At 70.9% G+C, this 23,295-nt stretch carries 20 protein-coding genes; 8 read left to right on the forward strand and 12 right to left on the reverse strand.

Annotation, left to right across the window (positions count from 1 at the left end; genetic code table 11):
• Positions 1–10 precede the first annotated feature (10 nt).
• From hflX to miaA, 6 genes are all read right to left on the reverse strand, one after another.
• On the reverse strand, positions 11–1,507 hold the full coding sequence (hflX, locus tag ACIRA5_RS40970; protein WP_403699896.1) for a GTPase HflX: 1,497 nt from the start codon (positions 1,505–1,507) through the stop codon (positions 11–13).
• Between the two features lie 214 nt (positions 1,508–1,721).
• Positions 1,722–3,203 (reverse strand): M1 family metallopeptidase, encoded by a 1,482-nt coding sequence (locus ACIRA5_RS40975; protein ID WP_403699899.1) that lies wholly within the window; start codon positions 3,201–3,203, stop codon positions 1,722–1,724.
• A gap of 67 nt (positions 3,204–3,270) precedes the next feature.
• Positions 3,271–5,574, reverse strand: coding sequence for a RelA/SpoT family protein (locus ACIRA5_RS40980; RefSeq protein WP_403699903.1), 2,304 nt, complete (start codon positions 5,572–5,574; stop codon positions 3,271–3,273).
• A gap of 251 nt (positions 5,575–5,825) precedes the next feature.
• Positions 5,826–6,695 (reverse strand): diaminopimelate epimerase, encoded by an 870-nt coding sequence (dapF, locus tag ACIRA5_RS40985; protein WP_352051049.1) that lies wholly within the window; start codon positions 6,693–6,695, stop codon positions 5,826–5,828.
• 65 nt (positions 6,696–6,760) lie between these two features.
• Entirely contained in the window at positions 6,761–7,354 is a 594-nt protein-coding gene (locus ACIRA5_RS40990; RefSeq protein ID WP_403700014.1) for a hypothetical protein, read from the reverse strand.
• A 108-nt stretch (positions 7,355–7,462) separates the two neighbouring features.
• Positions 7,463–8,401, reverse strand: a complete 939-nt coding sequence (miaA, locus tag ACIRA5_RS40995; RefSeq protein WP_403699907.1) for a tRNA (adenosine(37)-N6)-dimethylallyltransferase MiaA — start codon at positions 8,399–8,401, stop codon at positions 7,463–7,465.
• A 246-nt stretch (positions 8,402–8,647) separates the two neighbouring features.
• Here miaA and ACIRA5_RS41000 point away from each other — a divergent pair, with 246 nt between their 5' ends.
• The gene (locus ACIRA5_RS41000; RefSeq protein ID WP_403699910.1) at positions 8,648–8,878 is read left to right on the forward strand and encodes a gliding motility protein; all 231 of its coding nucleotides are present in this window, start codon (positions 8,648–8,650) and stop codon (positions 8,876–8,878) included.
• A 24-nt stretch (positions 8,879–8,902) separates the two neighbouring features.
• Positions 8,903–9,166, forward strand: coding sequence for an antitoxin (locus ACIRA5_RS41005; RefSeq protein ID WP_355309410.1), 264 nt, complete (start codon positions 8,903–8,905; stop codon positions 9,164–9,166).
• A gap of 236 nt (positions 9,167–9,402) precedes the next feature.
• Here ACIRA5_RS41005 and ACIRA5_RS41010 read toward each other — a convergent pair whose 3' ends face one another.
• Together ACIRA5_RS41010 and miaB are read right to left on the reverse strand one after the other, a co-directional pair.
• Positions 9,403–10,122: a class III extradiol dioxygenase subunit B-like domain-containing protein gene (locus ACIRA5_RS41010; RefSeq protein ID WP_403699913.1), complete on the reverse strand. Its 720-nt coding sequence runs from the start codon at positions 10,120–10,122 to the stop codon at positions 9,403–9,405.
• A 72-nt stretch (positions 10,123–10,194) separates the two neighbouring features.
• Positions 10,195–11,724, reverse strand: a complete 1,530-nt coding sequence (gene miaB, locus ACIRA5_RS41015) for a tRNA (N6-isopentenyl adenosine(37)-C2)-methylthiotransferase MiaB (protein WP_403699916.1) — start codon at positions 11,722–11,724, stop codon at positions 10,195–10,197.
• A gap of 156 nt (positions 11,725–11,880) precedes the next feature.
• On the opposite strand from miaB, the gene ACIRA5_RS41020 reads away from it, so the two are divergent.
• Positions 11,881–13,818: a protein kinase gene (locus tag ACIRA5_RS41020; RefSeq protein WP_403699920.1), complete on the forward strand. Its 1,938-nt coding sequence runs from the start codon at positions 11,881–11,883 to the stop codon at positions 13,816–13,818.
• A 67-nt stretch (positions 13,819–13,885) separates the two neighbouring features.
• On the opposite strand, the gene ACIRA5_RS41025 is transcribed toward ACIRA5_RS41020, so the two are convergent.
• Positions 13,886–14,386 carry a GNAT family N-acetyltransferase gene (locus ACIRA5_RS41025; protein WP_403699923.1) on the reverse strand — a complete coding sequence of 167 codons (501 nt, stop codon included), beginning with the start codon at positions 14,384–14,386 and terminating at the stop codon, positions 13,886–13,888.
• Positions 14,387–14,453: 67 nt separating this feature from the next.
• On the opposite strand from ACIRA5_RS41025, the gene ACIRA5_RS41030 reads away from it, so the two are divergent.
• Together ACIRA5_RS41030 and ACIRA5_RS41035 are read left to right on the forward strand one after the other, a co-directional pair.
• Positions 14,454–15,059, forward strand: a complete 606-nt coding sequence (locus ACIRA5_RS41030) for a DUF6817 domain-containing protein (RefSeq protein WP_403700017.1) — start codon at positions 14,454–14,456, stop codon at positions 15,057–15,059.
• A 318-nt stretch (positions 15,060–15,377) separates the two neighbouring features.
• Positions 15,378–17,237 (forward strand): M1 family aminopeptidase, encoded by a 1,860-nt coding sequence (locus ACIRA5_RS41035; RefSeq protein WP_403699926.1) that lies wholly within the window; start codon positions 15,378–15,380, stop codon positions 17,235–17,237.
• A gap of 149 nt (positions 17,238–17,386) precedes the next feature.
• Here the strand turns inward: ACIRA5_RS41035 and ACIRA5_RS41040 are convergent, their stop codons facing one another.
• On the reverse strand, positions 17,387–18,427 hold the full coding sequence (locus ACIRA5_RS41040; protein ID WP_403700020.1) for a LysR family transcriptional regulator: 1,041 nt from the start codon (positions 18,425–18,427) through the stop codon (positions 17,387–17,389).
• A gap of 44 nt (positions 18,428–18,471) precedes the next feature.
• Between ACIRA5_RS41040 and ACIRA5_RS41045 the strand changes: the two genes are divergently transcribed.
• The 3 genes from ACIRA5_RS41045 (at position 18,472) to ACIRA5_RS41055 (ending at position 21,213) form a co-directional block, all read left to right on the forward strand.
• Positions 18,472–19,371 (forward strand): serine hydrolase, encoded by a 900-nt coding sequence (locus tag ACIRA5_RS41045; protein WP_403699929.1) that lies wholly within the window; start codon positions 18,472–18,474, stop codon positions 19,369–19,371.
• 83 nt (positions 19,372–19,454) lie between these two features.
• Positions 19,455–20,474, forward strand: coding sequence for an MBL fold metallo-hydrolase (locus tag ACIRA5_RS41050; protein ID WP_403699932.1), 1,020 nt, complete (start codon positions 19,455–19,457; stop codon positions 20,472–20,474).
• A 238-nt stretch (positions 20,475–20,712) separates the two neighbouring features.
• The gene (locus tag ACIRA5_RS41055; protein WP_403699935.1) at positions 20,713–21,213 is read left to right on the forward strand and encodes a hypothetical protein; all 501 of its coding nucleotides are present in this window, start codon (positions 20,713–20,715) and stop codon (positions 21,211–21,213) included.
• Positions 21,214–21,305: 92 nt separating this feature from the next.
• Here the strand turns inward: ACIRA5_RS41055 and ACIRA5_RS41060 are convergent, their stop codons facing one another.
• Both ACIRA5_RS41060 and ACIRA5_RS41065 read right to left on the reverse strand, forming a co-directional pair.
• On the reverse strand, positions 21,306–21,998 hold the full coding sequence (locus ACIRA5_RS41060) for a response regulator (protein ID WP_403700023.1): 693 nt from the start codon (positions 21,996–21,998) through the stop codon (positions 21,306–21,308).
• A gap of 32 nt (positions 21,999–22,030) precedes the next feature.
• Complete coding sequence (locus ACIRA5_RS41065) at positions 22,031–23,122, reverse strand: HAMP domain-containing sensor histidine kinase (RefSeq protein WP_403699938.1); 1,092 nt, start codon at positions 23,120–23,122, stop codon at positions 22,031–22,033.
• Positions 23,123–23,295: the final 173 nt, after the last annotated feature.

The raw sequence follows: 23,295 nt of genomic DNA on the forward strand, positions 1-23,295 counted from the left end.
AAGCGGGCGTCTAGAGCGCGACGGGCGCCGGAACGTACGGCGCGAGGTCGGCCGCCAGTTCCTCGTGCACCCGCACCTTGAGCAGGGTGCCCTCCGGGGTGTGCTCCTCGGAGATCACCTCGCCCTCGGAGTGGGCGCGCGCGACCAGCCTGCCGTGCGTGTACGGCACGAGCGCCTCGATCTCGACCGAGGGGCGGGGCAGCTCGTTGTCGATGAGCGCGAGCAGCTGGTCGATGTTCATCCCGGTGCGGGCCGAGACCGCGATGGAACGCTTCTCGATCCGCATCAGCCGCTGAAGGACCAGCGGGTCGGCCGCGTCCGCCTTGTTGATCACCACGATCTCGGGCACGTCGGTCGCGCCCACGTCGCGGATGACCTCGCGCACGGCGGCCAGCTGCTCCTCCGGCGCCGGGTGCGAGCCGTCCACCACGTGCAGGATCAGGTCACAGGCGCCGACCTCCTCCATCGTGGAGCGGAACGCCTCGACGAGGTGGTGCGGCAGGTGGCGTACGAACCCGACCGTGTCGGCCAGGGTGTACAGCCGCCCGCTCGGGGTCTCGGCCCGGCGCACGGTCGGGTCGAGGGTCGCGAACAGCGCGTTCTCGACGAGCACGCCCGCGCCCGTGAGGCGGTTGAGCAGGGAGGACTTGCCCGCGTTGGTGTAGCCGGCGATGGCGACCGAGGGCACCTTGTTCCTGCGGCGCTCCTGGCGCTTGATCTCGCGGCCGGTCTTCATGTCCGCGATCTCCCGGCGCATCTTCGCCATCTTCTCGCGGATACGACGCCGGTCCGTCTCGATCTTGGTCTCACCGGGACCACGGGTGGCGAGGCCGCCGCCCTTGCCGCCGCCCATCTGACGGGACAGCGACTGACCCCAGCCGCGCAGCCTCGGCAGCATGTACTGCATCTGCGCGAGCGCGACCTGCGCCTTGCCCTCTCGGGACTTGGCGTGCTGGGCGAAGATGTCGAGGATCAGGGCCGTACGGTCGATGACCTTGACCTTGACGACGTCCTCGAGGTGGATCAGCTGGCCGGGGCTCAGCTCACCGTCGCAGATCACGGTGTCGGCGCCGGTCTCCAGGACGATGTCCCGCAGCTCGTTGGCCTTGCCGGATCCGATGTACGTGGCCGCGTCGGGCTTGTCACGCCGCTGGACGACGCCGTCGAGCACGAGCGCGCCCGCGGTCTCCGCGAGGGCTGCCAGCTCGGCGAGCGAGTTGTCCGCGTCCTGAATGGTTCCCGTGGTCCACACACCGACGAGGACGACGCGCTCCAGACGGAGCTGTCGGTACTCGACCTCGGTGACGTCCTCGAGCTCGGTGGACAGGCCCGCCACACGGCGCAGCGCCGCGCGCTCGGAGCGATCGAACTGTTCGCCGTCCCGCTCTCCGTCGATCTCGTGGCTCCAGGCGACGTCCTCTTCCATCAGGGCATCGGCCCGAAGACCTTCGGGGTAGTTCTGCGCGAGGCTCTGCGCGTCCTGGGAAGGGGAAGAAGAGGAGGTCATTGGATCCTTACGTCGATGGGGACACCGATACGTCACTGGTGGTATCGATGGCGTCACTGGTGAAGCCTGTTCGGCGACGGACACCGCCCGTCACAAGGAAGAACGTCCGGGACCACCGGGAGATTCCCGGATTCCGTCGGGCCAACCCTTCCCGGGGCCGCGCCGCCGACCCGACGATGGTCGCACGGCACGTCCCGTCTCGTCATCCGAGTTCTCAGGCGCCCTTGCGTGCCTTCGGGGCGTCACTCTTCCAGTCCGGGTGCCCAGGCATCGGCGGCGTCTTCGTGCCGTAGAGCCAGGCCCGGAAGAACCCGCTCAGGTCGCGGTTCGCGAGGTCGGAAGCGAGCCGCTCGAAGTCGGCGGTCGTGGCCGTGCCGTCCCGGTGAAGGGCGACCCAGGTGCGCTCCAGGCGCTCGAAGGTGGAGTGTCCGATCTCCTGGCGCAGCGCGTACAGGGCGAGCGCGGCCCCGTCGTAGACGATCGGCCGGAAGATGCTGATCTTCTGTCCCGGGGCGGGCTCCTTGGGCGCCGCGGGCGGCCCCCCGGCGGCCCGCCAGGAGTCGGAGGCGCGGTAGGCCGCCTTCATGCGGGTCTCCATGGGCTTGTCCGCCTTCTCCTCGGCGTACAGGGCCTCGTACCAGGTCGCGTGGCCCTCGTTGAGCCACAGGTCGGACCAGACGCGGGGGCTGACGCTGTCGCCGAACCACTGGTGCGACAGCTCGTGCACCATGATCGACTCGACGTACCACTTGGGCAGCGCGGGCTCCGCGAAGAGCTCTTTCTCGAAGAGAGAGAGTGTCTGCGTCTCCAGTTCGAAGCCGGTCTGCGCCTGGGCCATCAGCAGCCCGTAGGTCTCGAAGGGGTACGGGCCGACCTTGCTCTCCATCCAGGCGATCTGGTCGGGCGTCTTCTTGAGCCACGGTTCGAGCAGCTCGCGGTCCTTGGTGGGCACGACATCACGGACCGGCAGGCCGTGCGGGCCCTCCCGGTGCAGCACGCTGGAGCGGCCGATGGACACCTGAGTGAGTTCCGTGGCCATGGGGTGCGCGGTGCGGTACGTCCACGTGGTGGACTTGCCGGCCCGGTCGACCCCGGTGGGCAGGCCGTTGGCCACGGCGGTGTACCCGTCGGGCGCGGTGACGTGGATGGTGAACATCGCCTTGTCCGAGGGGTGGTCGTTGCACGGGAAGACCATGTGCCCGGCGTCGGCCTGGTTGGCCATGGCGAGGCCGTCCTTCGTCCGCACCCACCCGCCGTCCCCGTTCCCGGTGGTGACCGGATCGCTCGAGTGCCGCACGGTGATCCGCATCCAGCCGCCCGCGGGCACCGGCTGCTCGGGCGTCACCACCAGGTCCTCCCCGGCGCTCGTGAACGTCGCCGGCGCGCCGTTGACCTCGACCGATTCCACCGTGCCATGCGTGTAGTCCAGATTGACGCGCTCGAGCCGCTCGGACGTCACGGCGTCGATCGTGGTGACGGCCGCCAGCGGTTTGTCGTTGACGCCGGGGTAGGTGAAGGAGAGGTCGTACGACTTGACGTCGTACCCGGGATTGCCCAGGTTCGGGAAGAGGTGGTCACCGATGCCGAGGGGCGTGGCCGGGGACGGGGCGCTCGCGGCGACGAGACAGACCGAGACGGCGGAGGCGAGGAGCGCCCCCTGGATACGACGGTTCCTGGTGCGGGGGGTGAGCAGCATGGACCACGGCTACCAGCGCGCACCGGCCCCGCGGCGACGACTCGCGCCGGGCCCACTCGATCGGGTGCTACTGCGTGGCAGCCGCCGCGTGCTGCGCCCGGCTCACGTCGTACACGCCCGGCACGTTGCGCATCGCGCGCATCAACCCGGGAAGGTGGGCCGCGTCCGGGAGTTGCAGTGTGTATGTGTGGCGTACGCGCTGCTGGCTGGGAGGTTCGACGGTCGCCGAGACGATCGCGACGCCCTCCAGGGCGATGGCTTCGGTGAGGTCGGCGAGCAGATGCGGGCGTCCGAAGGACTCGGCGACCAGGGTGACCCGGCACTCGGTGGTGTCGCCCCAGCGCACTGCCACCTCCGCGCGCCCCGAGCTCTTCATGCGCGCCACTCCGGCGCACTCCACGCGGTGGACCGTCACCACTCCCCCGCGTACGGCGAAGCCGGTCACCTCGTCGGGCGGTACGGGCGTACAGCAGCCCGCGAGGCGTACGGAGGCGCCGGGCAGGTCGACGACGGCGTTCGCGGCGGCGGGACGGGGGGCGTCGGTGCGGGCGGCGGACCCGTCCGTGGGGCGGGCCGTGGGTGTCTCGACGGACGGTCTGCCGGCCGCGGCCGGGGTCTCGGTGGTTTCCGGGGCTTCCCGGGTCGCCGGGTCCTCCGTGGTGACGGGTGAGGGGTGTGCGGCCAGCCAGCGCTGGATGGCGATCCGCGCGGCGGGCGTGTGCGCGTGCTCCAGCCACTCTCTGGAGGGCTCCGAGGCGGGGTCCTGGCCCATGAGGAGCTGCACGGTGTCGCCGTCCTTCAGGACCGTACTGAGCGTCGCCAGGCGGCCGTTGACGCGGGCGCCGATGCAGGCGTGCGCGTCCTCGCCGTACTGCGCGTAGGCGGCGTCCACACAACTGGCGCCCTCCGGAAGGCCCAACGAGCCGCCGTCGGCGCGGAAGACGGTGATCTCGCGGTCCTGGGCGAGGTCTTCGCGCAGCGTGGACCAGAATGTGTCCGGGTCCGGGGCGCCCTCCTGCCAGTCGAGGAGCCGGGAGAGCCAGCCAGGGCGGGTGGGGTCCACCCGCTCGCCGTCCACAGGGCGTCCGCCGACGCCCGGCCGGCCCTCGGACTGCTCGTCCGACTGCTCCTCCGAAGGAGGAGCGTAGGGATTGCCGAGCGCGATGACCCCGGCCTCGGCGACCTTGTGCATCTGGTGGGTGCGGATGAGGACTTCGGCGATCTCACCGTCGCCGCTCGCGACGGCCGTGTGCAGCGACTGGTACAGGTTGAACTTGGGGACCGCGATGAAGTCCTTGAACTCCGAGACGACCGGGGTGAGACAGGTGTGCAGTTCACCGAGGACCCCGTAGCAGTCCGCGTCCTCGTTCACGAGCACCAGGAGACGTCCGAAGTCGGCGCCGCGCATGGGCCCGCGTTTGCGTGACACGCGATGCACGGAGACGAAGTGCCGTGGCCTGATGAGGACTTCGGCCGGGATACCGGCCTCGCGCAGGACCGTGCGCACCTCCTCGGCGATCTCGGCGAGCGGGTCGCTCGCACGCGAGGCGTTGTCGACGATCAGTTCCCTGGTGTGCTCGTACTCCTCGGGATGCAGGATCGCGAAGACGAGGTCCTCCAGCTCGGTCTTGAGCGCCTGGACGCCGAGCCGTTCGGCGAGCGGGATCAGCACGTCCCTGGTGACCTTGGCGATGCGCGCCTGTTTCTCGGGGCGCATGACGCCGAGCGTGCGCATGTTGTGCAGCCGGTCGGCGAGTTTGATCGACATCACGCGGACGTCGTTGCCGGTGGCGACGAGCATCTTGCGGAACGTCTCGGGCTCGGCGGCCGCCCCGTAGTCCACCTTTTCCAGCTTGGTGACGCCGTCGACGAGATAGCAGACCTCGTCGCCGAACTCCTCGCGCACCTGATCCAGCGTCACTTCCGTGTCCTCGACGGTGTCGTGGAGCAGGGAGGCGGTCAACGTCGTGGTCTCCGCGCCGAGTTCGGCGAGGATCAGGGTGACCGCGAGCGGGTGGGTGATGTACGGCTCACCGCTCTTGCGCATCTGGCCGCGGTGCGAGGACTCCGCCAGTACGTAGGCCCGGCGCAGCGGTTCCATGTTCGCGTCGGGGTGGTGCGCGCGATGCGCCTCGGCCACGTGACCGATCGCGTCGGGCAGCCGGTCGCGGGACGTCGTGCCGAGCAGCGCGGCGCGGCCGAGGCGGCGCAGATCGATCCGAGGACGGCTCTTCCTGCGGTGCGATGGGGGTACCCCCTGCTCATGGGGGTCCCCCCGCTCGAGCGAAGTCGAGAGTGGGGGTGAGGCCGAGAGCCCGGGGGAGGGCGTTGCAGGGGCTGGCGTCGCGGGGTTCGTCGCCTCCGCACTCATGGGCACCTCCGGCTGCGTAGACCGGCGGACGGGGTGCCCCATGGCGTACACGGCTCAGGGGTTGGTCCCGATTCCCCCGTCCGGGCCGGTGCTTGATGCTACCGAGCCCACCACGCCCGGCTGACCGCCTCTCGCCGAGCGTGAAACGGATCACCCATTCGAGCGAAGGTTCAGGGGGTTTACGGACGCGAGGTTTTGGAAGGAACGAGGGTTACGCCATCGCCCGGGACGTCCGTTCAGAAGACGTCCGTTCAGAACTGCACGGTGTCCAGCCACTCCGCGTCGAACTCGCCTTCGGCGACGATCACCGCGGGGCCGGTCATCTCGATCTCGCCGTCCGGGCGCTCGGTGATCACCAGGCGGCCACCGGGCACGTCGACGGTGTACGTCGACGGAGTCCCCGTCACGGCCGGGTCGGCTCCGTCACGGCGGGCCGCCGCGACGGCCACGGCGCACGCGCCCGTACCGCACGACCGGGTCTCCCCTGAGCCGCGCTCGTGGACGCGCAGGGCGACGTGCCGCGGCCCCCGGTCGACCACGAATTCGACGTTCACCCCGTCCGGGTAGGCCGCGGCCGGAGCGAACGGCGGCGGCGTGAACAGGTTGCCGGCGTGCGCGAGGTCGTCCACGAAGGCGACGGCGTGCGGGTTGCCCATATTGACGTTGCGCGCGGGCCAGCTGCGCTCGCCGACACTCACGGTGACGTCCCCTTCGGGCAGGGCCGCCTTGCCCATGCCGACGGTGACGGCGCCGTCCTTGGCGAGGTGCACGCGCTTCACGCCCCCGCGCGTGGCAACCGCGATGTCTCCCTCGGCCACGTGTCCGGCACGCTGGAGGTAGCGCGCGAACACCCGCACTCCGTTGCCGCACATCTCCGCGACCGAGCCGTCGCCGTTGCGGTAGTCCATGAACCACTCCGCCTCGGCCGCCATCTCCTTGGCCTCGGGGTGCGCGGCGGACCGAACGACATGCAGCAGACCGTCGCCGCCGATGCCCGCGCGGCGGTCGCACAGGGCGGCCACGGCGGTCGGGGGCAGGTCGATGGCGTTCTCCGGGTCCGGGACGATCACGAAGTCGTTCTCGGTCCCGTGCCCCTTGAGGAAGGCGATCCGCGTGCTCATTCCTCGATCCTACGGGGTCGGTCCGACACCACGGTCCCGGCAGGAGACCCAGGTGAAGGCGGACCTCAGCGGAGGCGGGCGACGCGCCAGACGGCGAGTACCGCCACCGCCACGACCACCACGACGTACGCGAGCACGACACGCCAGTCCAGCCGGCGGCCGGTGCCCCGCGGCGGCAGGCCCGGCCAGACGTAGCCGACCCGGCGGGCGGCCATCATGCCCCAGCCCGCGGCGCACGAGCAGATCAGCAGGCCGAGCATGGCGACCACCGCACCGCCGTCACCGAACTCGAAGGCGAGCGGGAAGGCGAACATCAAGGAGCCCGTCGCGGCCAGCATCACGATCGGGGCGAGCTGCCAGATCCGCAGTCGCCGCTGCGGGCGCAGCTCGACCTCGACCTCGGCCGGCACCATCTCGTCCGGTGCCGGCCCGTCGGCGCTCACACCGCCGGAAGGCTCGTCGGGTCCGTCGGAGCTCAGCGGAGCACCGCCGCCACCGAGCCGCTCACCGGCGCCGCCCAGCAGGTCCCCGTCCGGGCCCGGTCGGTCTCCGGCGAAATCCTGACGTTCCAGCGGCTCCAGCCGTTCCTGCGGTTTCTGCTGCTCCTGCGCGGTGTCGTGCTCCGCGTCCTGTGCGGTGTCGCGAGGGCCGGCCTCCATCGCCACGCGCCCTCCCAACTCGGACTCCACTTGGTCGATCGAAGCTCGATGATGGCACGGCGCCGAAGGCCCGGACGGCGGCCGGAGCGTCCCGATGCCATGACGTGATCAGGCTGTGACCGGTCGTTCGACCAACGCCAGGGCGAGCTCCGGGAGTTCTGTGAGATCCGCCGCAGCGCCGCTCAGCCAGTGCACCCGGGGATCGCGCCGGAACCAGGAGTCCTGACGCCGCGCGAAGCGTTTGGTGGCGCGTACGGTCTCGGCGCGCGCCTCGGCGTCGGTGCACTCCCCGGCGAGCGCCGCGAGCACCTGCTGGTACCCGAGCGCACGCGAGGCCGTACGCCCCTCACGCAGTCCGTGCGCCTCCAGCGCACGCACCTCGTCGACGAGCCCCGCCTCCCACATGCGATCGACACGGCGCGCGATGCGGTCGTCGAGCTCGGGGCGCGTGACGTCGACGCCGATCTGCAGGGTGTCGTACACGGAGTCGTGCCCGGGGAGGTTGGCAGTGAAGGGCTTTCCGGTGATCTCGATGACCTCGAGGGCGCGGACGATACGGCGGCCGTTGCTGGGCAGGATCGCGCGCGCGGCCTCCGGATCGGCGGTGGCCAGACGCGCGTGCAGCGCTCCGGAGCCACGCAGCGTGAGCTCCTCCTCCAGCCGGGCCCGCACCTCGGGGTCGGTGCCGGGGAACTCCAGATGGTCGACGGCCCCACGGACGTACAGCCCGGAGCCGCCCACCAGGATCGGCCAGCGGCCATCGGCGAGCAGCGCGTCGATGCGGGCGCGGGCGAGCCGCTGGTACTCGGCGACGCTGGCCGTGACGGTCACGTCCCAGATGTCCAGAAGGTGGTGCGGGATCCCGCCGCGCTCCTGCGGCGTCAGTTTGGCGGTACCGATGTCCATCCCTCGGTACAACTGCATGGAGTCGGAGTTGACGACCTCGCCGCCGAGCCGTTGGGCGAGGTACACGCCCAGATCGGACTTTCCTGCGGCGGTCGGTCCTACGACGGCGATGACACGGGGGGCGGGGGGTGCGCTACTCACCGCCCCAGTCTCGCAAACCTCGGGGCCTCTTCTCGAACGAGCTACGTGACGCCACGGGCCCGGGGTCGTTGCCTGTTGCGAGGTTCCAGCCGCCGGTTTTCGAGAGCCGGTGACCCGTGCGACGCAATGGGACGCACCGGGTGACGCGGAATTTCGCCCTCACGAGTAACGTATGGAGTGGATATGGGCGTTTTTGCACGACTTCTTGGAAGGTCGAAGGCTACGGAGGAGGCGTCAACCGCCGCGGTGCAGGCCGACACACAAACGGCCGATCCCGAGGCGGAGGTGACGGAGGAGGCGAAGGGTTCATCCGAGAAGTCCGAAGGCTCCGAGAGCCCGGGAGGCTCCGGGAACGAAGGCGGGGTCGCGGCGACCGAGCCCGCGGAGACCACCGCCAAGGATGACGTCGAGATCCCCCAGCAGCAGACCGCCGAAAAGGCCGCGGACAACGAGGCCGGCGAAAGCGCCCGCACGTAACTGTCCCGCGAGGGAAGGTGGACCATGAGTCTCCTGGACAATTTGAAAGCCAAACTGGCACCCGCCAAGGACAAGGTCTCGGACCTCGCGCAACAGCACGGGGACAAGGTCACGCACGGTCTCGACAAGGCCGCGAAGGTGGTCGACGAAAAGACCAAGGGCAAGTACAGCGACAAGATCCAGACGGGCACCGGCAAGGCCAAGGGCGCCATGGACCGACTCGCGCACAAGGAAACCGACGGCGTCACGCCGCCGCCGGACGTGCCCCCACCGCCTCCGACGCCCTGACGGGCATATATCGGTACATATCGGCACACATCGGCGGACGGCCGCGGAGCGCACCGGGCTCCCGGCCGTCCGCCGTGTCCGGGCCACGGTGTCCGCGCCGCCGTGTCCGGGCCACCGTGTCCGCGCCGCCATGTCCAGCCAGCCGTAGCGAGGCTCGGCTCTGTCGGCCGACGGCCTTCTCGGACGGAGCCCCAGGACCGCTACGCCCCAGAGGACCCCTAGGAACTCGACGCTCCCTAGGACCAGGCCGCCACCATGTACCCCACCCCGTAAGGCGCGTCCTCGTACAGCAGGGCGCCGCCCAGGTCCGCACCCTCGGCCGCGCCCGCGAGGACCTGCCAGGGGGCCCGCCCGGAGACCTTCAGTTCGTACGCCAGCTCGGCGTCCAGCGCCTTCAGGGCCGCCACGTCTGCCGTACCCAGCGCCCGCGCGACCTCCGCGTCGAAGCCCGCCGCGCGTTCGTCGAGATAGCCGGGTGCCTTGAGCGTCCGGCACGCGCTGGCGTCACCCATCACCAGCAGGGCCACCCGGTCGGCGCGCGCGACGATCCCCGCCCCCGTCTGGACGCAGCGCTCGGCCTCGAGAGGTTCTCCCACCCCAAGGCCTTCGACGGGGGCGTCGGACCAGCCTGTGCGCTCCAGCAGCCAGGCGGCGACGGCGAGCGAGGGCGGAAGCGGACGCTCCGGCGCCCCGACACGCGACGCCCAACCTCCGAGACGTACGTCGAGGTCCACACCGAACCCGCGGAACGAGCCCGGCGCCCCCTGCGGGTACGGCCCGCGCCCGCTCTGCCCGGCGGGCCCGACGACCACCAGCAGGTCGGGGCGCGAGGCGGCCAGTACCCCCAGAGCGTCCGTGCAGGCCGCGCGCGCGGCGGCCAGTTCCGGTGCCGCACCGGCGGCGACCTCGGGGACGAGCAGCGGCGGACAGGGGCAGACTGCGGCGGCTACGAGCATGATCGGCAGCGTAACCCCGCGCGGCCGGTCCGGGAGCCCCCCGCCCCGGGGTCAGTCACAGCCGTCCCGGGGTCAGTCGCAGCCGCACCCGCTGCCGGTGGCGACCGGCAGCGGCTCCGGGGCACCGATCTTCGGCAGCCCCAGCATCACACCGGCGGGCTTCGGCGCCTCGGCCGCGTTGCGCTTCTCCCAGGCGTCCCCCGCGCGCGTGCGGCGCACGTCCAGGACGGCGCCCTCGGCGAGCAGGTGGTGCGGGGCGGCGTAGGTGACCTCGACGGTGACCACGTCACCGGGGCGTACTTCCTGGTCGGGCTTGGTGAAGTGGACCAGGCGGTTGTCGGGGGCACGGCCGGAGAGGCGGTGGGTGGCGCCGTCCTTGCGGCCCTCGCCCTCGGCGACCATCAGCTCCAGGGTGCGGCCGACCTGCTTCTTGTTCTCGTCCCAGGAAATCTGCTCCTGGAGGGCGACGAGACGCTCGTAGCGCGCCTGGACGACCTCCTTGGGGATCTGGTTCTCCATGGTGGCGGCCGGGGTACCGGGGCGCTTGGAGTACTGGAACGTGAACGCCGCCGAGAAGCGGGCCTCCCGCGCCACATGCATGGTCTGCTCGAAGTCCTCCTCGGTCTCGCCGGGGAAGCCCACGATGATGTCGGTGGTGATGGCGGCGTGCGGAATGGCGGCGCGCACCTTCTCGATGATCCCGAGGTAGCGGTCCTGCCGGTAGGACCGGCGCATCGCCTTCAGGACCGGGTCCGAACCGGACTGCAGCGGCATGTGCAGCTGCGGCATCACGTTCGGAGTCTCGGCCATGGCGGCGATGACGTCGTCGGTGAAGTCACGGGGGTGCGGGGAGGTGAACCGGACCCGCTCCAGGCCCTCGATCTGCCCGCAGGCCCGCAGCAGCTTGCTGAACGCCTCGCGGTCGCCGATGTCGCTGCCGTACGCGTTGACGTTCTGCCCGAGCAGCGTGATCTCGGAGACGCCCTCGCCGACCAGTGCCTCGATCTCGGCGAGGATGTCGCCGGTCCTGCGGTCCTTCTCCTTGCCGCGCAGCGCCGGGACGATGCAGAAGGTGCAGGTGTTGTTGCAGCCCACGGAGATGGAGACCCAGGCCGCGTACGCGCTCTCGCGGCGGGTCGGCAGCGTGGACGGAAACGCCTCCAGCGACTCGGCGATCTCGACCTGTGCCTCTTCCTGCACGCGGGCGCGCTCCAGGAGGACCGGCAGCTTGCCGATGTTGTGCGTACCGAAGACGACGTCCACCCAGGGCGCCTTCGTCACGATGGTGTCGCGGTCCTTCTGGGCCAGGCAGCCGCCGACGGCGATCTGCATCCCGGGGCGCTTCGTCTTCATCGGCGCGAGGCGGCCGAGGTTGCCGTACAGCCTGTTGTCGGCGTTCTCCCGGACGGCGCAGGTGTTGAAGACGACGACGTCCGCGTCACCGTCGGACCCTTCGGGCGCGCGCACGTAACCGGCGCCTTCGAGGAGCCCGGAGAGCCGTTCGGAGTCGTGGACGTTCATCTGGCACCCGTAGGTGCGCACCTCATAGGTCTTGGGTTCCTGAACGTCCACTGCCTGACTCCGGTCGCTGCTGCTGGTCATGCCTCCAAGGGTAGGGGGTTTCGGGAGAGCCCCCGTCCGAGGGTTTCGAGGAGCGGGCCGGGCCCGGCCACGAGGTCGGCGGCCGTCCCCACGGGGCCGAGGGGGCCCGTGATGCAATGGGGCACCACAGAACGGGATCTCGGGGTGGAGTGGGGCGTGTTGAGCGACGGTGGGGCCGATGTGGAGAGTTTCCAGCCTCTGGAGGACGGCGATCCTCGGGTTGTCGGCGGCTACCGGCTGGTGGCCCGGCTCGGGTCCGGGGGCATGGGACGGGTCTATCTCTCGCACACGCCGGGCGGGCGGGCCGTCGCGGTCAAGGTGATCCGGCCGGAGCTGGCCGAGAACGCCGAGTTCCGGAAGCGGTTCCAGGCCGAGGTCGCCGCCGCGAGCCGGGTGCACGGGCTCTACACGGCTCCGGTCGTCGACAGCGACACCGGGGGTGCGATGCCGTGGTGCGCGACCGCCTATGTGCCGGGGCCTTCCCTCGCCGACGCGGTACGCGATCACGGGCCGCTGCCCCTCGACACCGTGCTGCGGCTGATCGCCGGTGTCGCGGAGGCCCTGCAGGCGGTGCACCGCGAGGGCATCGTGCACCGGGACCTCAAGCCGTCGAACGTGCTGCTCGCCGCCGACGGCCCGCGGGTCATCGACTTCGGTGTCGCGCGGGCCGCGGACGCCACGTCGGTGACGATGAGCGGCACGGCCCTGGGAACCGTCGCCTACATGGCGCCTGAGCAGGTGCTCGGCGGGGATGCCATGCCGTCGGCCGACGTGTTCGCGCTGGGGCAGACCGCGGTGTTCGCGGCGACGGGCCGCGCCGCCTTCGGGGACGGGGATCCGCATGCGGTGCTCTACCGGGTGGTGCACGAGGAGCCGGATCTCAGCCGCGTGCCGGTGGAGATACGGGAGCTGGTGGCACGGTGTCTGCGCAAGCCCGCCGCCGAGCGGCCTTCCGTCGAGGAGGCCATACGCTCCGTCCAGACGATCCAGGCGGATCTCGGTGCCGAAGCGCGCTCCGCGTCCGGGGCGTGGCTGTCGGGTGAGCTGGCGGCGGGTATCGCGGCTCGGGCCGAAGGCGCCGATCGGGCCCGGGCGGAGGCGGTTGCGGACGCCCACGTTTCGGGGGCTTCGGGGACCTCCGGGGCTTCGGGGGCTTCGGGGGCTTTCGGACCCGCTGGATCCGGCGCCTTCGGTCCCGCCGGTCCTGGCGGTCCTGGCGCTTTCGGGCCTCCGATGGCCTACTCCCCCACCGCGCCGTCCCATGCCGCGCTGCCCGGACCCTTCGTGATGGGGCCAGGGGCCACGCCGGGTCCGTACGCTCCGCATCCCTGGCAGCAGCCGCAGGAGCCGGACGCCGCACAGACCTCCTCGGTCGGCACGGGCGGCAAGGGCCGCAAGGCCCGGGGCTGGGTGTTGGCGGCAGCCGCGGTCGTACTCGTCGCCGGTGGGGCGGCCGCCGCGCTGCTGCTCGTCCCGGGGGACGGCGACAAGAACGACAACCGGGCACAGGACGTGGCCGCGTCGCAGTCGGCCACGCCCGCCGAGGCTTCGCCGTCGGCGTCCGGCTCCCCGTCACCCCGGGCCTCGAAGAAGCCCAAGACGGCCAAGTCCGCTCTGCCGCCCAGCCCTTCGGGGCCCCCGACGCCCACGCGGACCGCTACCTCGGCTCCCCCGACCGTCGCGTCCAGCAAGCCCGCGGCCCCGACGGTCCCCGTTCCGGTGGCGTACTCCGGGATCCGGATGACCGCGAGCCACGACCTGTATCTCGCGGACACCCCGGTGCGGTCCAAGGCGGACACCGGGACCTCCGACGAGGATCTGACGTACGCCGTCTACTCCTCGGGGGCGGTCCTCGCCCCCGGCACCGACTCCGGCAGCTCCCTCGCCCTGCTGCCCGTGGGGCGGCAGGGAAGCCTGGACGCGTGCAAGGCGGCGACCGGCTACAAGAGCTACCTCTGGGTCAAGGACCTCACCGCCGGCCAGCAGATGTGCGTGGTCAGCGGGACGGGGCACGTGGGGCTCGTGACGTATCGGGGTTCGTCCGGGACGACGTACGCCACCTTGGACGTGAAGGTCTGGCGCAACGCGGCCTAGGAACAGACCCCTTCATCCCTCATGGGCCTCTCCGCTCATGGGCCTCTCCCCTCATGGGCCTCTCCCCTCACGGGGCGGGGATGCCCGCGCCCGGTCGTCGCACCATGAAGACGTCGATCGGGTCCTGAACCTCCACGGTGAACCCGTGGCGCTCGTACAGTCGCCGGGCGGCGCTGCCCTGCAGGACATTCAGACGGACGGGCAGGCCGTCGGCGTCGGTGCGGTCCAGCAGGGTGCGCAGGACCGCCGAACCGAGCCCCCGGCTCTGCAAGTCCGGGACGAGATAGAAGTGCTCCAGCCACAGCCCGTCCTCGGCCGGCCTCAGCGTGACGCAGCCCGCGAAGTCGCCGTCGGCGATGACGACCGACGTGTGTTCCGGGGAGAAGGACTCCCGCAGCCGCCGACGGACCCGACTCTCGTCGAACCGGCCCAACCGCTCCAGGTCGGGGCGCATCACCGTCGCCCGCAGCTCGGCGATCACCTCGACATCCGCGTGCTCCGCAGAGCGCAGCGCCCATTCCATGGAACGGCCCGGCCTTGTCCGGTCCGCCCCCGCACTCGTCTCCATGGTGGGAGTCTCTCAGTGGCCTGCCGAGACGTTGAAACGTCATCCCGAAGGGGCCGAAGTGACCGAAATGCCCGAAGTGCGCGAGGTTCCCGAAGAGACCGGCAACGGTGACGCGTCCCGGTGGTCGCGTGCCGAAGCCTTCCTGCGTGCGCGGGGCACCGCCGAGATGCCGCATCCGGGCGGCACGCTGCTGGAGCATCTCGGCCGGGTCCGGCGGATCCTGGCCGACTGGGGCGGTGACCCCGTGGTCCAGGCGGCGGGGCTGTGCCATGCCGCGTACGGGACCGACGGTTTCGATCCGTACCTGCTACCGGTCGCCGAGCGGGCGACCCTGGCGGAGCTGATCGGCGACCGGGCCGAGGCGCTGGTGTACCTCTACGCGAGTTGCGACCGCGGCGCCGTCCTTCCCCGGATCGGGGGCGATCGGCCCGTGGTCTTCCGTGATCGCTTCACCGGCCGCGAGCACGTCCCCGCGGACGACGACCTGCGAGCGTTCTTGGAGATCACCGCCGCCAACGAGCTCGACGTACTGGCCCACAACGCGGAACTGGCCGAGCGGTACGGCCCGTCCCTGTACCGGCTGTTCACCGGGGCGGGCGACCTGCTGTCCGCCCCGGCGCGGGACGCCTGCACCCGGCAGCTCGGCCCGCACGCCGCACGCCGCGATCACTGATCACTGATCACTGATCACTCTGCACCCATCACCCATCACCGATCACCGAGTTCGACGGACTCGTACCGCCCTCGGCCGCGGGCGGAGCCCGAACACTTCAGGTCAGCGAACACTTTTACCCGTCACTGATGGCATGCCCCGGTCAAATCTGCCAGGCTTCCCGCAGCCGTCGCCCTGACCACGGGGAGACGCAACGGAAATCTCACCCCAGCGATCGCGCAAGCGATGCGCGCAGCCCCCGGCTGCCCCCGGCGCACCCAGGCCGTCAGGGCGGCCACCGAGCAGGCCGGAATCCCGGCCGCCTCAAAGGAGTTTCGTGTGAGACCGACCCCCCACAAGGCCCTCGCCGTGAGCGCACTGGGCATCGCCGCGTTGGCCGCCGCCCTGCTCCCTGTCACCCCGGCGGCAGCCGCGCCGCCCACGGCACCACTGGCCGCCGACTGCACTCCGGCCCAGGTGGTCACCAACGGTGGTTTCGAGAGCGGGACTTCGCCCTGGACCCAGTCGTCGTCGACCGTGATCACCAGCCGTTCCGGTCAGAGCGCCCATGGCGGCACCAGCTTCGCCTGGCTGAACGGTGTGGGCAGTACCCACACCGACACCCTCTCGCAGAGCGTCACGATCCCGTCCGGGTGCAGCAGCGCCACGCTCACCTTCTGGCTGCACATCGACACCGCCGAGACGACCTCGTCGACCGCGTACGACAAGCTGACGGCGAAGATCGGCAGTACGACACTGGCGACGTACTCGAACCTCAACAAGGCCACCGGCTACGTACAGAAGTCGTTCGACGTGTCGGCGTTCGCGGGCCAGACCGTGAGCCTCGCCTTCACCGGGACCGAGGACTCCAGCCTCCAGACCAGTTTCGTCCTCGACGACATCGCCCTCGACACCTCCGGCGGCACGACCCCGCCGGCGGACTCCACGCGCACGCCGGCCGCCCCCTCGTACACCGTCAGCCTGAGCAGCAACACGAGCGGCACGGTCTGGACGGGCCACGAGAGCGCGACGTTCACCAACGCCTCCTCCACCGCGCTCAGCGAGGTGTACCTGAGGCTGTGGGACAACTACCACGGCACCTGCTCCGCGATGCCGATCGCGGTCAGCAACGTCACCGGGGGCACCGCGGGTGCGCTGTCGGTCGGTTGCACGGCCCTCCAGATCGCCCTCCCGACCCCGTTGGCGCAGGGCCAGTCGACCACGATCGGCTTCGACCTGGGGATCACCGTCCCCAGCGGTGCCGACCGCTTCGGCCACGACGGCGCGTTCAGCATGATCGGCAACGCGCTGCCGGTTCTCGCCATCAAGGACGGCTCGGGCTGGCACCTGGACCCGTACACCAACAACGGCGAGTCGTTCTACTCCCTGGCCGCCGACTTCAAGGTGACCCTCGACCACCCGACCACCCTGCTGGTCCCGGCCACGGGCACCTCGGTGGACACCCCCGGATCCAGCGGACGCACGGTCACCACGGCCACCGCCTCCAAGGTCCGTGACTTCGCCTGGGCGGCGGGCCCGTTCACCAAGATCTCGGGGACGTCGACGGCGGGCACCCCGATCAACATCTACTCGGTCTCGGGGATCAGTTCGTCCAGCGCACAGTCCATGCTCACCACCGCGAAGACCGCGGTGGACGCCCACGCGGGACGCTTCGGCGCCTACCCGTACGGCGAGTTGGACGCCGTCATCGACAACAACTTCTGGTTCGGCGGCATGGAGTACCCGGGGTTCGTCCTCGACCTGGTCTCCACCACGGCGCTCACCCATGAGATCGGGCACCAGTGGTTCTACGGGATCGTCGGCGACGACGAGTACAACAGCCCGTGGCTGGACGAGGCGTTCACCGACTACGCCACCGACCTGGCGCTGGGCAGTACCGGCACGAACTGCTGGAACAGCGTCTCCTGGGCCTCGACGGCGGAGAAGATCACCAACTCGATGGCCTACTGGGACGCACACTCCTCCCGGTACTCCACCGTCGTCTACGGCTACGGCAAGTGCGCCCTGCACGATCTGCGGCGCGTCCTCGGCGACACCACCATGGCGAAGGTGCTGAAGGACTACGCCACTTCGCACTGGTACGGCGTCTCGACCACGGCCGAGTTCAAGGCGGCCGCCCAGGCCGCCACGACCACGGACCTGACCTCGTTCTGGACCCAGCACCGCATCGACGGCTGATTCGGCGTCGGTTCGCCGCGGTCGACCCCTTGGGATGTCATCCGCGGCGAACCGACGACCGGGCGCGCGTGATCAGGGTCGTGACATCGGCCCCCGGATCGGCGTCGCGAAATCGACCCCCGGATCAAAGGCGTGACCTCGACCCACGCCTACCAGCCGAAGCCCTCGCCGTACACGACCGACCACGGGCGGGTCGGTCCGTCCACCGGGCGGGCCCCGTCCGCACTCCCCGGTGCCGCGAGGCGCGCCCGGTCGTCTCGGCCCGGGGTCACGGGGCGCGCCCGGTCGTCTCGGCCCAGGGTCGCGGTGCGGTCGCGGGTCAGTACGTCGGCCGCGAGTTCCGCGAAGGAGCGCGCAGCAGGGTGGACGGCGCGGCCGGCGGGCCACGCGCCGCTCAGCCGCTGGGTGAGGGGACGGCCCGCCAGGGGGCGCCAGGCGACACGGGGCTCCTTGCGGGCCACCGGCCCCTGGTCGAAGGCGATTCCGTGCCCCGCCGTCACCAGGGCCAGCAGGAACTCGGAGTTCGACGCGTGCCGCAACCGACCGGGCACGAAGCCCGCGCCGCGGCAGACGTCGAGAATCCGGTCGTACCAACCAGGGGCGTGGGCCCGCGGAAAGAGCACGAGATCGTGGCCGGCCAGCTCGCCGAGCGCCACCTCGGGCAGCCCGGCCAGCGGTGAGGTGCGGGGCAGGACGACTCCGAGATCCACCGGGACCTCGGGACCGAGTCGCAGTTCGGTGGCGTCCACGGGCTGATGGACGAGCCCGACGTCGAGTCCGCCGGAGGCCAGCAGCCGCACCTGCTCCTCCGTGGTGACCTCCTGCAGGTCGACGGACAGCCCCGGAGAGCGCTCCGCACAGGCAGCGAGCAGCGCGGACAGCACGGCGGCCGTGGTGTCGGGCGGCACGCCCGCGCGCAGGGTCCCCAGGGCGCCGTCCCCGGCACGCCGGGCCAGCACCCGCAACCGCTCCTCACGGGCGAGGAGTTCACGGGCCTCGTCCAGGAGCACCGCCCCGGCGGCAGTCAGCCGGATCCGGCGGTGCGCCCGGTCGAACAGCTCGGCACCGAGCTCCTTCTCCAGCCTCCGTACGGCCTGGCTGAGCGGCGGCTGGGCCATGCCCAGCCGGTCGGCGGCCCGGCTGAAGTGCAGCTCCTCGGCTACGGTGACGAAAAGACGCAGGTGGCGCAAGAGATCCACGGTGAGGGACCTTACGCGAGGGGGCGGGCGAACGAGTGGTCGAGGAGCGGATCCGCGAGGTTTTCGCGAGAGCGGGCGCCGAGGGTCTCCTGCACGCGGTCCCCGTCGGCACCTGGCCACCGGGGGAGGCGCGGGAGGTGGCCGTCGGCGCGGACGAGCCCGTCGTGATCGCGTCGATCTTCAAGGTGCTGCTGGTCCTGGAGTTCGCCCGGCAGGTGGCGGCCGGGCAGCTCGACCCGCGGGAACGGGTACGGGTGACGGCGGCCGACCGGCTCGGTGGCTGGGGCACGGCGGGCTGCGCGGACGACGTCGAGCTGTCGCTGCGCGATCTGGCCTTCTTCGCGATGTCGGTCAGTGACAACGCGGCGGCGGATCTGCTGCTGGACCGGGTCGGGCTGGACACCGTACGGCTGCTCGCCAAGGAGCTCGGGCTCGACCGGACCAGGATCGTGGGCGGTCCGCGTGACGTGCTCGATTCGATGCTCTCGGAGGTCGGGGCGGGCGACGAGCGGGAGTTCGCCGTCCGGTACCCCGCCCTGCCGGACGACCGCAAGAGACGGCTGGCCGTACTGGATCCCCTGCGCACCAACGCGAGCACGCCCCGCGAGACCAGCGAACTGCTGCGTCTGATCTGGCGCGACGAAGCGGGTGCTCCCGAAGCCTGCTCCCACATACGGGACTTGATGAGTCGTCAGGTCTTTCGGCACCGGCTGGTGTCGGGGTTCCCGGACGATGTGACGATCGCGGCCAAGACCGGGACCCTGCCGGGGCTGCACATGGAGACGGGAGTCGTCCGGTATCCCGACGGCGGGTGCTACGCGGTGTCGGTCTTCGCCCGTACCCGTGAGCTGACCGCCTCCCGGCCGAGGGTGGACGCCGCGATCGGCGCCGCGGCCGGAATCGCCGTCGACTTCCTGCGGAGCGAGGGCGTCTGACCAGGTCTCATATGCGCTCGCGTATCGCGAGGACACCGTTTCGATCTTGGACGCGGGAGGTCGATCCCTGATCTGCTGACGCCATGAGCGACACCGCAGACACGCAGAGAGACTCGATGCTCGGCCGGCGCAGCCTGCTGCGAGGTGCCGCGCTCGGCGCCGCTGTCCCACTCCTTCCCGCCGGCACCGCCACAGCCCCTGCCACCGCGTCGACGTCGATATCGTCGGCGTCACCGTCCGCGGCAGCGGCGTCCGCGGCGGCGTCCTTACGCTGGCTGGGCACCTCCGGCTGGCGCATCGACGTCGACGGCCGGACCGTGCTCTTCGACCCGTACCTCACCCGGTTCAAGACCGGCCTGTTCGACGGCGCCTTCCGCGCGGACACGGAGCTGAGCACCGACCCCGAGGTGGTTCGGGAACACATCGGAGCCCCCGAACTCGTCCTGGTCAGCCACTCCCACTGGGACCACCTCGCCGACGTGCCGTACATCGCCAAGTCCACCGGCGCCCGCGTCGTCGGTACGGAGACCACCTACCACCTGCTGGTCGCGTTCGGTGTCGACCCGGGCCAGATCTCCGTGGTGAAGGGAGGCGAGGTGCTGGACTTCGACGGCATCACCGTCGAGGTCGCCGCCGGCCTCCACAGCCGCAACAAGAAGTACACCTACTTCGCCCCCGGCACGCTCGACACCCCGCCCGCGGCGCCTGCGAGGACCATCGCGGAGCTGCCGGAGGGCGACACGCTCGCCTTCCAGGTGACGGCCGGCAGCGGTGGGCCCTCGGCGTTCCTCATGGGGGCCAGCGACTTCTCCGAGCGCGCGGTCCAGGGACTCCGCCCCGATCTCGCCATGGTCGCCGTCCCCTCCAGCACCGCCACCCACCACTACGTACCCCGACTGCTGCGCGCCCTGGGCAGCCCCGGTGTCGTCGTCCCCGTCCACTGGGACAACTTCGAGGAGCCACTGAGCGAGCCACCGCGCCGCGACCCGTCGATGGACCTGGACGGCTTCCTCGCCCAGGTGCACCGGGAGTCCCCGGCGAGCCGGATCGTCGTCCCGGACTACCGCACGGTGTACGGCGCGGATATGCGCCCTCGCTCCTGACCACCGCGGACTCATCGGCCGGCCATGGACACTGGGTAATATGTTGGCAACCCTCCGCAAACGCCACCGACCAGGCGTTTTTGTCCGATAGTGAGGGTTTTTTGATGCTTTTCGCACAGGGTTCGAACCCTCGTCCGGTCGCAGGCTCGGCCCTGACGTGGATAACCTCAAAAGCGAACATTTCGCCCATATGGGCGTGATCCGTTTGTGGGGGGATCCGTCACGTCAGGAGTCACACGTGAATTCCACACTCCGCAACCGCTGTGCCAAGGCGATCGGCGCCGGCGCGCTCTCCGTCACTCTACTGTCGGCCGGGACGGCGGGAGCCTTCGCCGCGTCCCCGGGCGCGGCCTCACCGCGACCGAAGCCGATCATGACCAGCAGCGCCATGCCGACCATGACCGGAACCGCCAAGCCCACCAGGACCAGCACCGCGAAGCCGACCAGGACCGGCATGCCGATGGCCAACGGCTCGATCACTGCCAGGGCGAGCAAGGACCAGGTGAAGGTCGGCCAGGCGGTGACGTTCACCGGACGCGCCAAGGGAGTGAAGGTCGGTACCAAGGTGGTGCTGATGCGCATGCACAACGGTAAGTGGACCGCGGTGAAGTCCAGCACCGCGCTCAAGAACGGCAGCAGCTACTCCCTGGTCACCAAGTTCAACAACAAGGGCAAGGAGCAGCTTCGGGTCATGGCGGGCAAGGTCGTCTCGCCTACCGTCTTCGTGACGGTGAAGTGATCCGGCGGCACCGCCAAGAGAGGGCCGACCCGTGCACGGGTCGGCCCTCTCGCTTTCCGGCCCAGGTCGGCCCTCTCCCTGTCCGGCCCAGGTCACGGCTCGATGAGCCCGGCCCGGATCGCGTACCGGGTGAGTTCGAGGCGGTCGCGCAGGCCTAGCTTCTGCAGCAGGTTCGCCCGGTGGCTCTCCACGGTCTTGGCACTGATGTAGAGCAGCTCGGCGATCTCCTTCGTCGTATGGCCCTCGGCGACCAGCTTGAGCACCTCCTCCTCGCGGTCGGTGACGGTCCGCACAGGCAGTGCCTCGCCGCGCCGCATCCGCTCCAGATAGGTGCGTACGAGCGCGGTCTCGGCGCCGGGATAGATGAACGGCTCGTCGCGCATCGCCGCCCGACAAGCCTCGACCAGATCGCGGTCGGCGACCGACTTCAGTACGTAACCGCAGGCCCCCGCCTTGAGCGCCTCGAAGAAGTACTGCTCGTTGTCGTACATCGTCAGGATGAGGATGCGCAGGTCGGGAAGGCGGCGGGAGAGTTCGCGGGCCGCCTGGAGGCCGGTCATCCGGGGCATCGCGATGTCGAGGACGGCGAGGTCCACGTCCGTGTCGCGGGCCCGCGCGACCGCTTCGGCACCGTCCCCGGCCTCGGCCACGACGCTCAGGTCCGGTTCGCCGTCCAGGATGAGCCGTACGCCACGGCGTACGAGCGTGTGGTCGTCGGCGAGCAGAACCCGGGTGGGCCGGTCCCCGCCGGGCTGCCGGTCGGGCACGGACGACCTGGACGGCATGGACGGCACGGACGACCTGGGCGGCACGGACGTCATCGGTCTCCCTCGAAAGCGGTCGCGGCGCGGAGCTGCGGCGGTACGCCGGTCTTCGATGCGCCTGTCTTCGATGCGCCTGTCGTCGATGCGTCGGTCTGCGGGCCTGTCTTCGCCCCTGTCTTCGTCGGGATGCGCAGCCGTACGTCGGTGCCCGCCCCCGGCCCGACCCCGACCGAGAGCGTGGCGCCGATCAGCAGGGCGCGCTCCCGCATACCGCTGATCCCCGCCCCCTCCCGCAGCCGGCCGGGGCCCTTGCCGTTGTCCCGCACGAGGAGCTCGACGCCGTAGCCGCGGTCACCACCGCCGTCACCACCGTCCTCGCCGACGACCCGCCGCAACCGCAGTTCGGCGTGATCGGCGCCCGCGTGCCGGGCTGTGTTGGTGAGCCCTTCCTGAGCCACCCGGTAGACCACGAGTTCCGTCTCCTCGGTCAGCGGCGGCAGATCTCCGTCGAGGTCGTGACGTACGGACAGGCCGTGCGTGGTGAACTCGCCCGCCAGCGACCGCAGCGCGCTGTGCAGACCGAGTTCCTCCAGGACCCCGGGGCGCAGCCGGCGGGCGATGCGCCGGATCTCGTCCAGGCTGCCGCGGGTCGCCTCCTGCGCCTGCCGCACCTCCTCCCGCAGCTCCCCGGGCACCTGGTCGGCGACCCGCTTGAGCTGCAGCAGCACGGCGGTCAGGGTCTGGCCCACCTCGTCGTGGAGCTCCTGGGAGATACGCCGGCGCTCGCCCTCCTGCGCAAAGAGCGCGCGGGCCGAGCTGGTGGCGCGCTCGGTCTCCAGCCGGTCGAGCATGGTGTTGTACGTGGTGATCAGCCCGGCGACCTCCGGGGGGCCGGTGACGGGTGCCCGGGCCCCGGGATGCAGCAGGTCGGCGGTGGCCATGGCCCGGCCGAGCCGTTGCAGCGGGGCCAGTCCTATCCGCAGCACGAACGCGTTGACGACGAGCAGCACCGCGAGTCCCGCGACGACGACCAGCACCTCGCCCGGCAGTATCGGCGTCGACACGGTGACCGGACCCAGCAGCAGCGCGGTGGCCACGGTCAGGCCTGCGGCATTGAGCAGGAAGATCCGCCGGAACAGCGACACGTCCTTCTGTCCGTCCCTTCCTGTCCCTCCGGCCCTTCCGAGCTTCGGCGACGCCGCTGTCCCGGTCAGCTTCGCGTCTGTCGAGCGGTCGTGTCCATCCGTGCCAACACCCATGTCGCCACCGTACGGGGGATGGCAGCATGACCGTTTTGCACGGGAACGCAGGACCGCGA

The sequence above is a fragment of the Streptomyces sp. NPDC096311 genome, assembly GCF_044763085.1.
Taxonomy (GTDB): Bacteria; Actinomycetota; Actinomycetes; order Streptomycetales; family Streptomycetaceae; genus Streptomyces.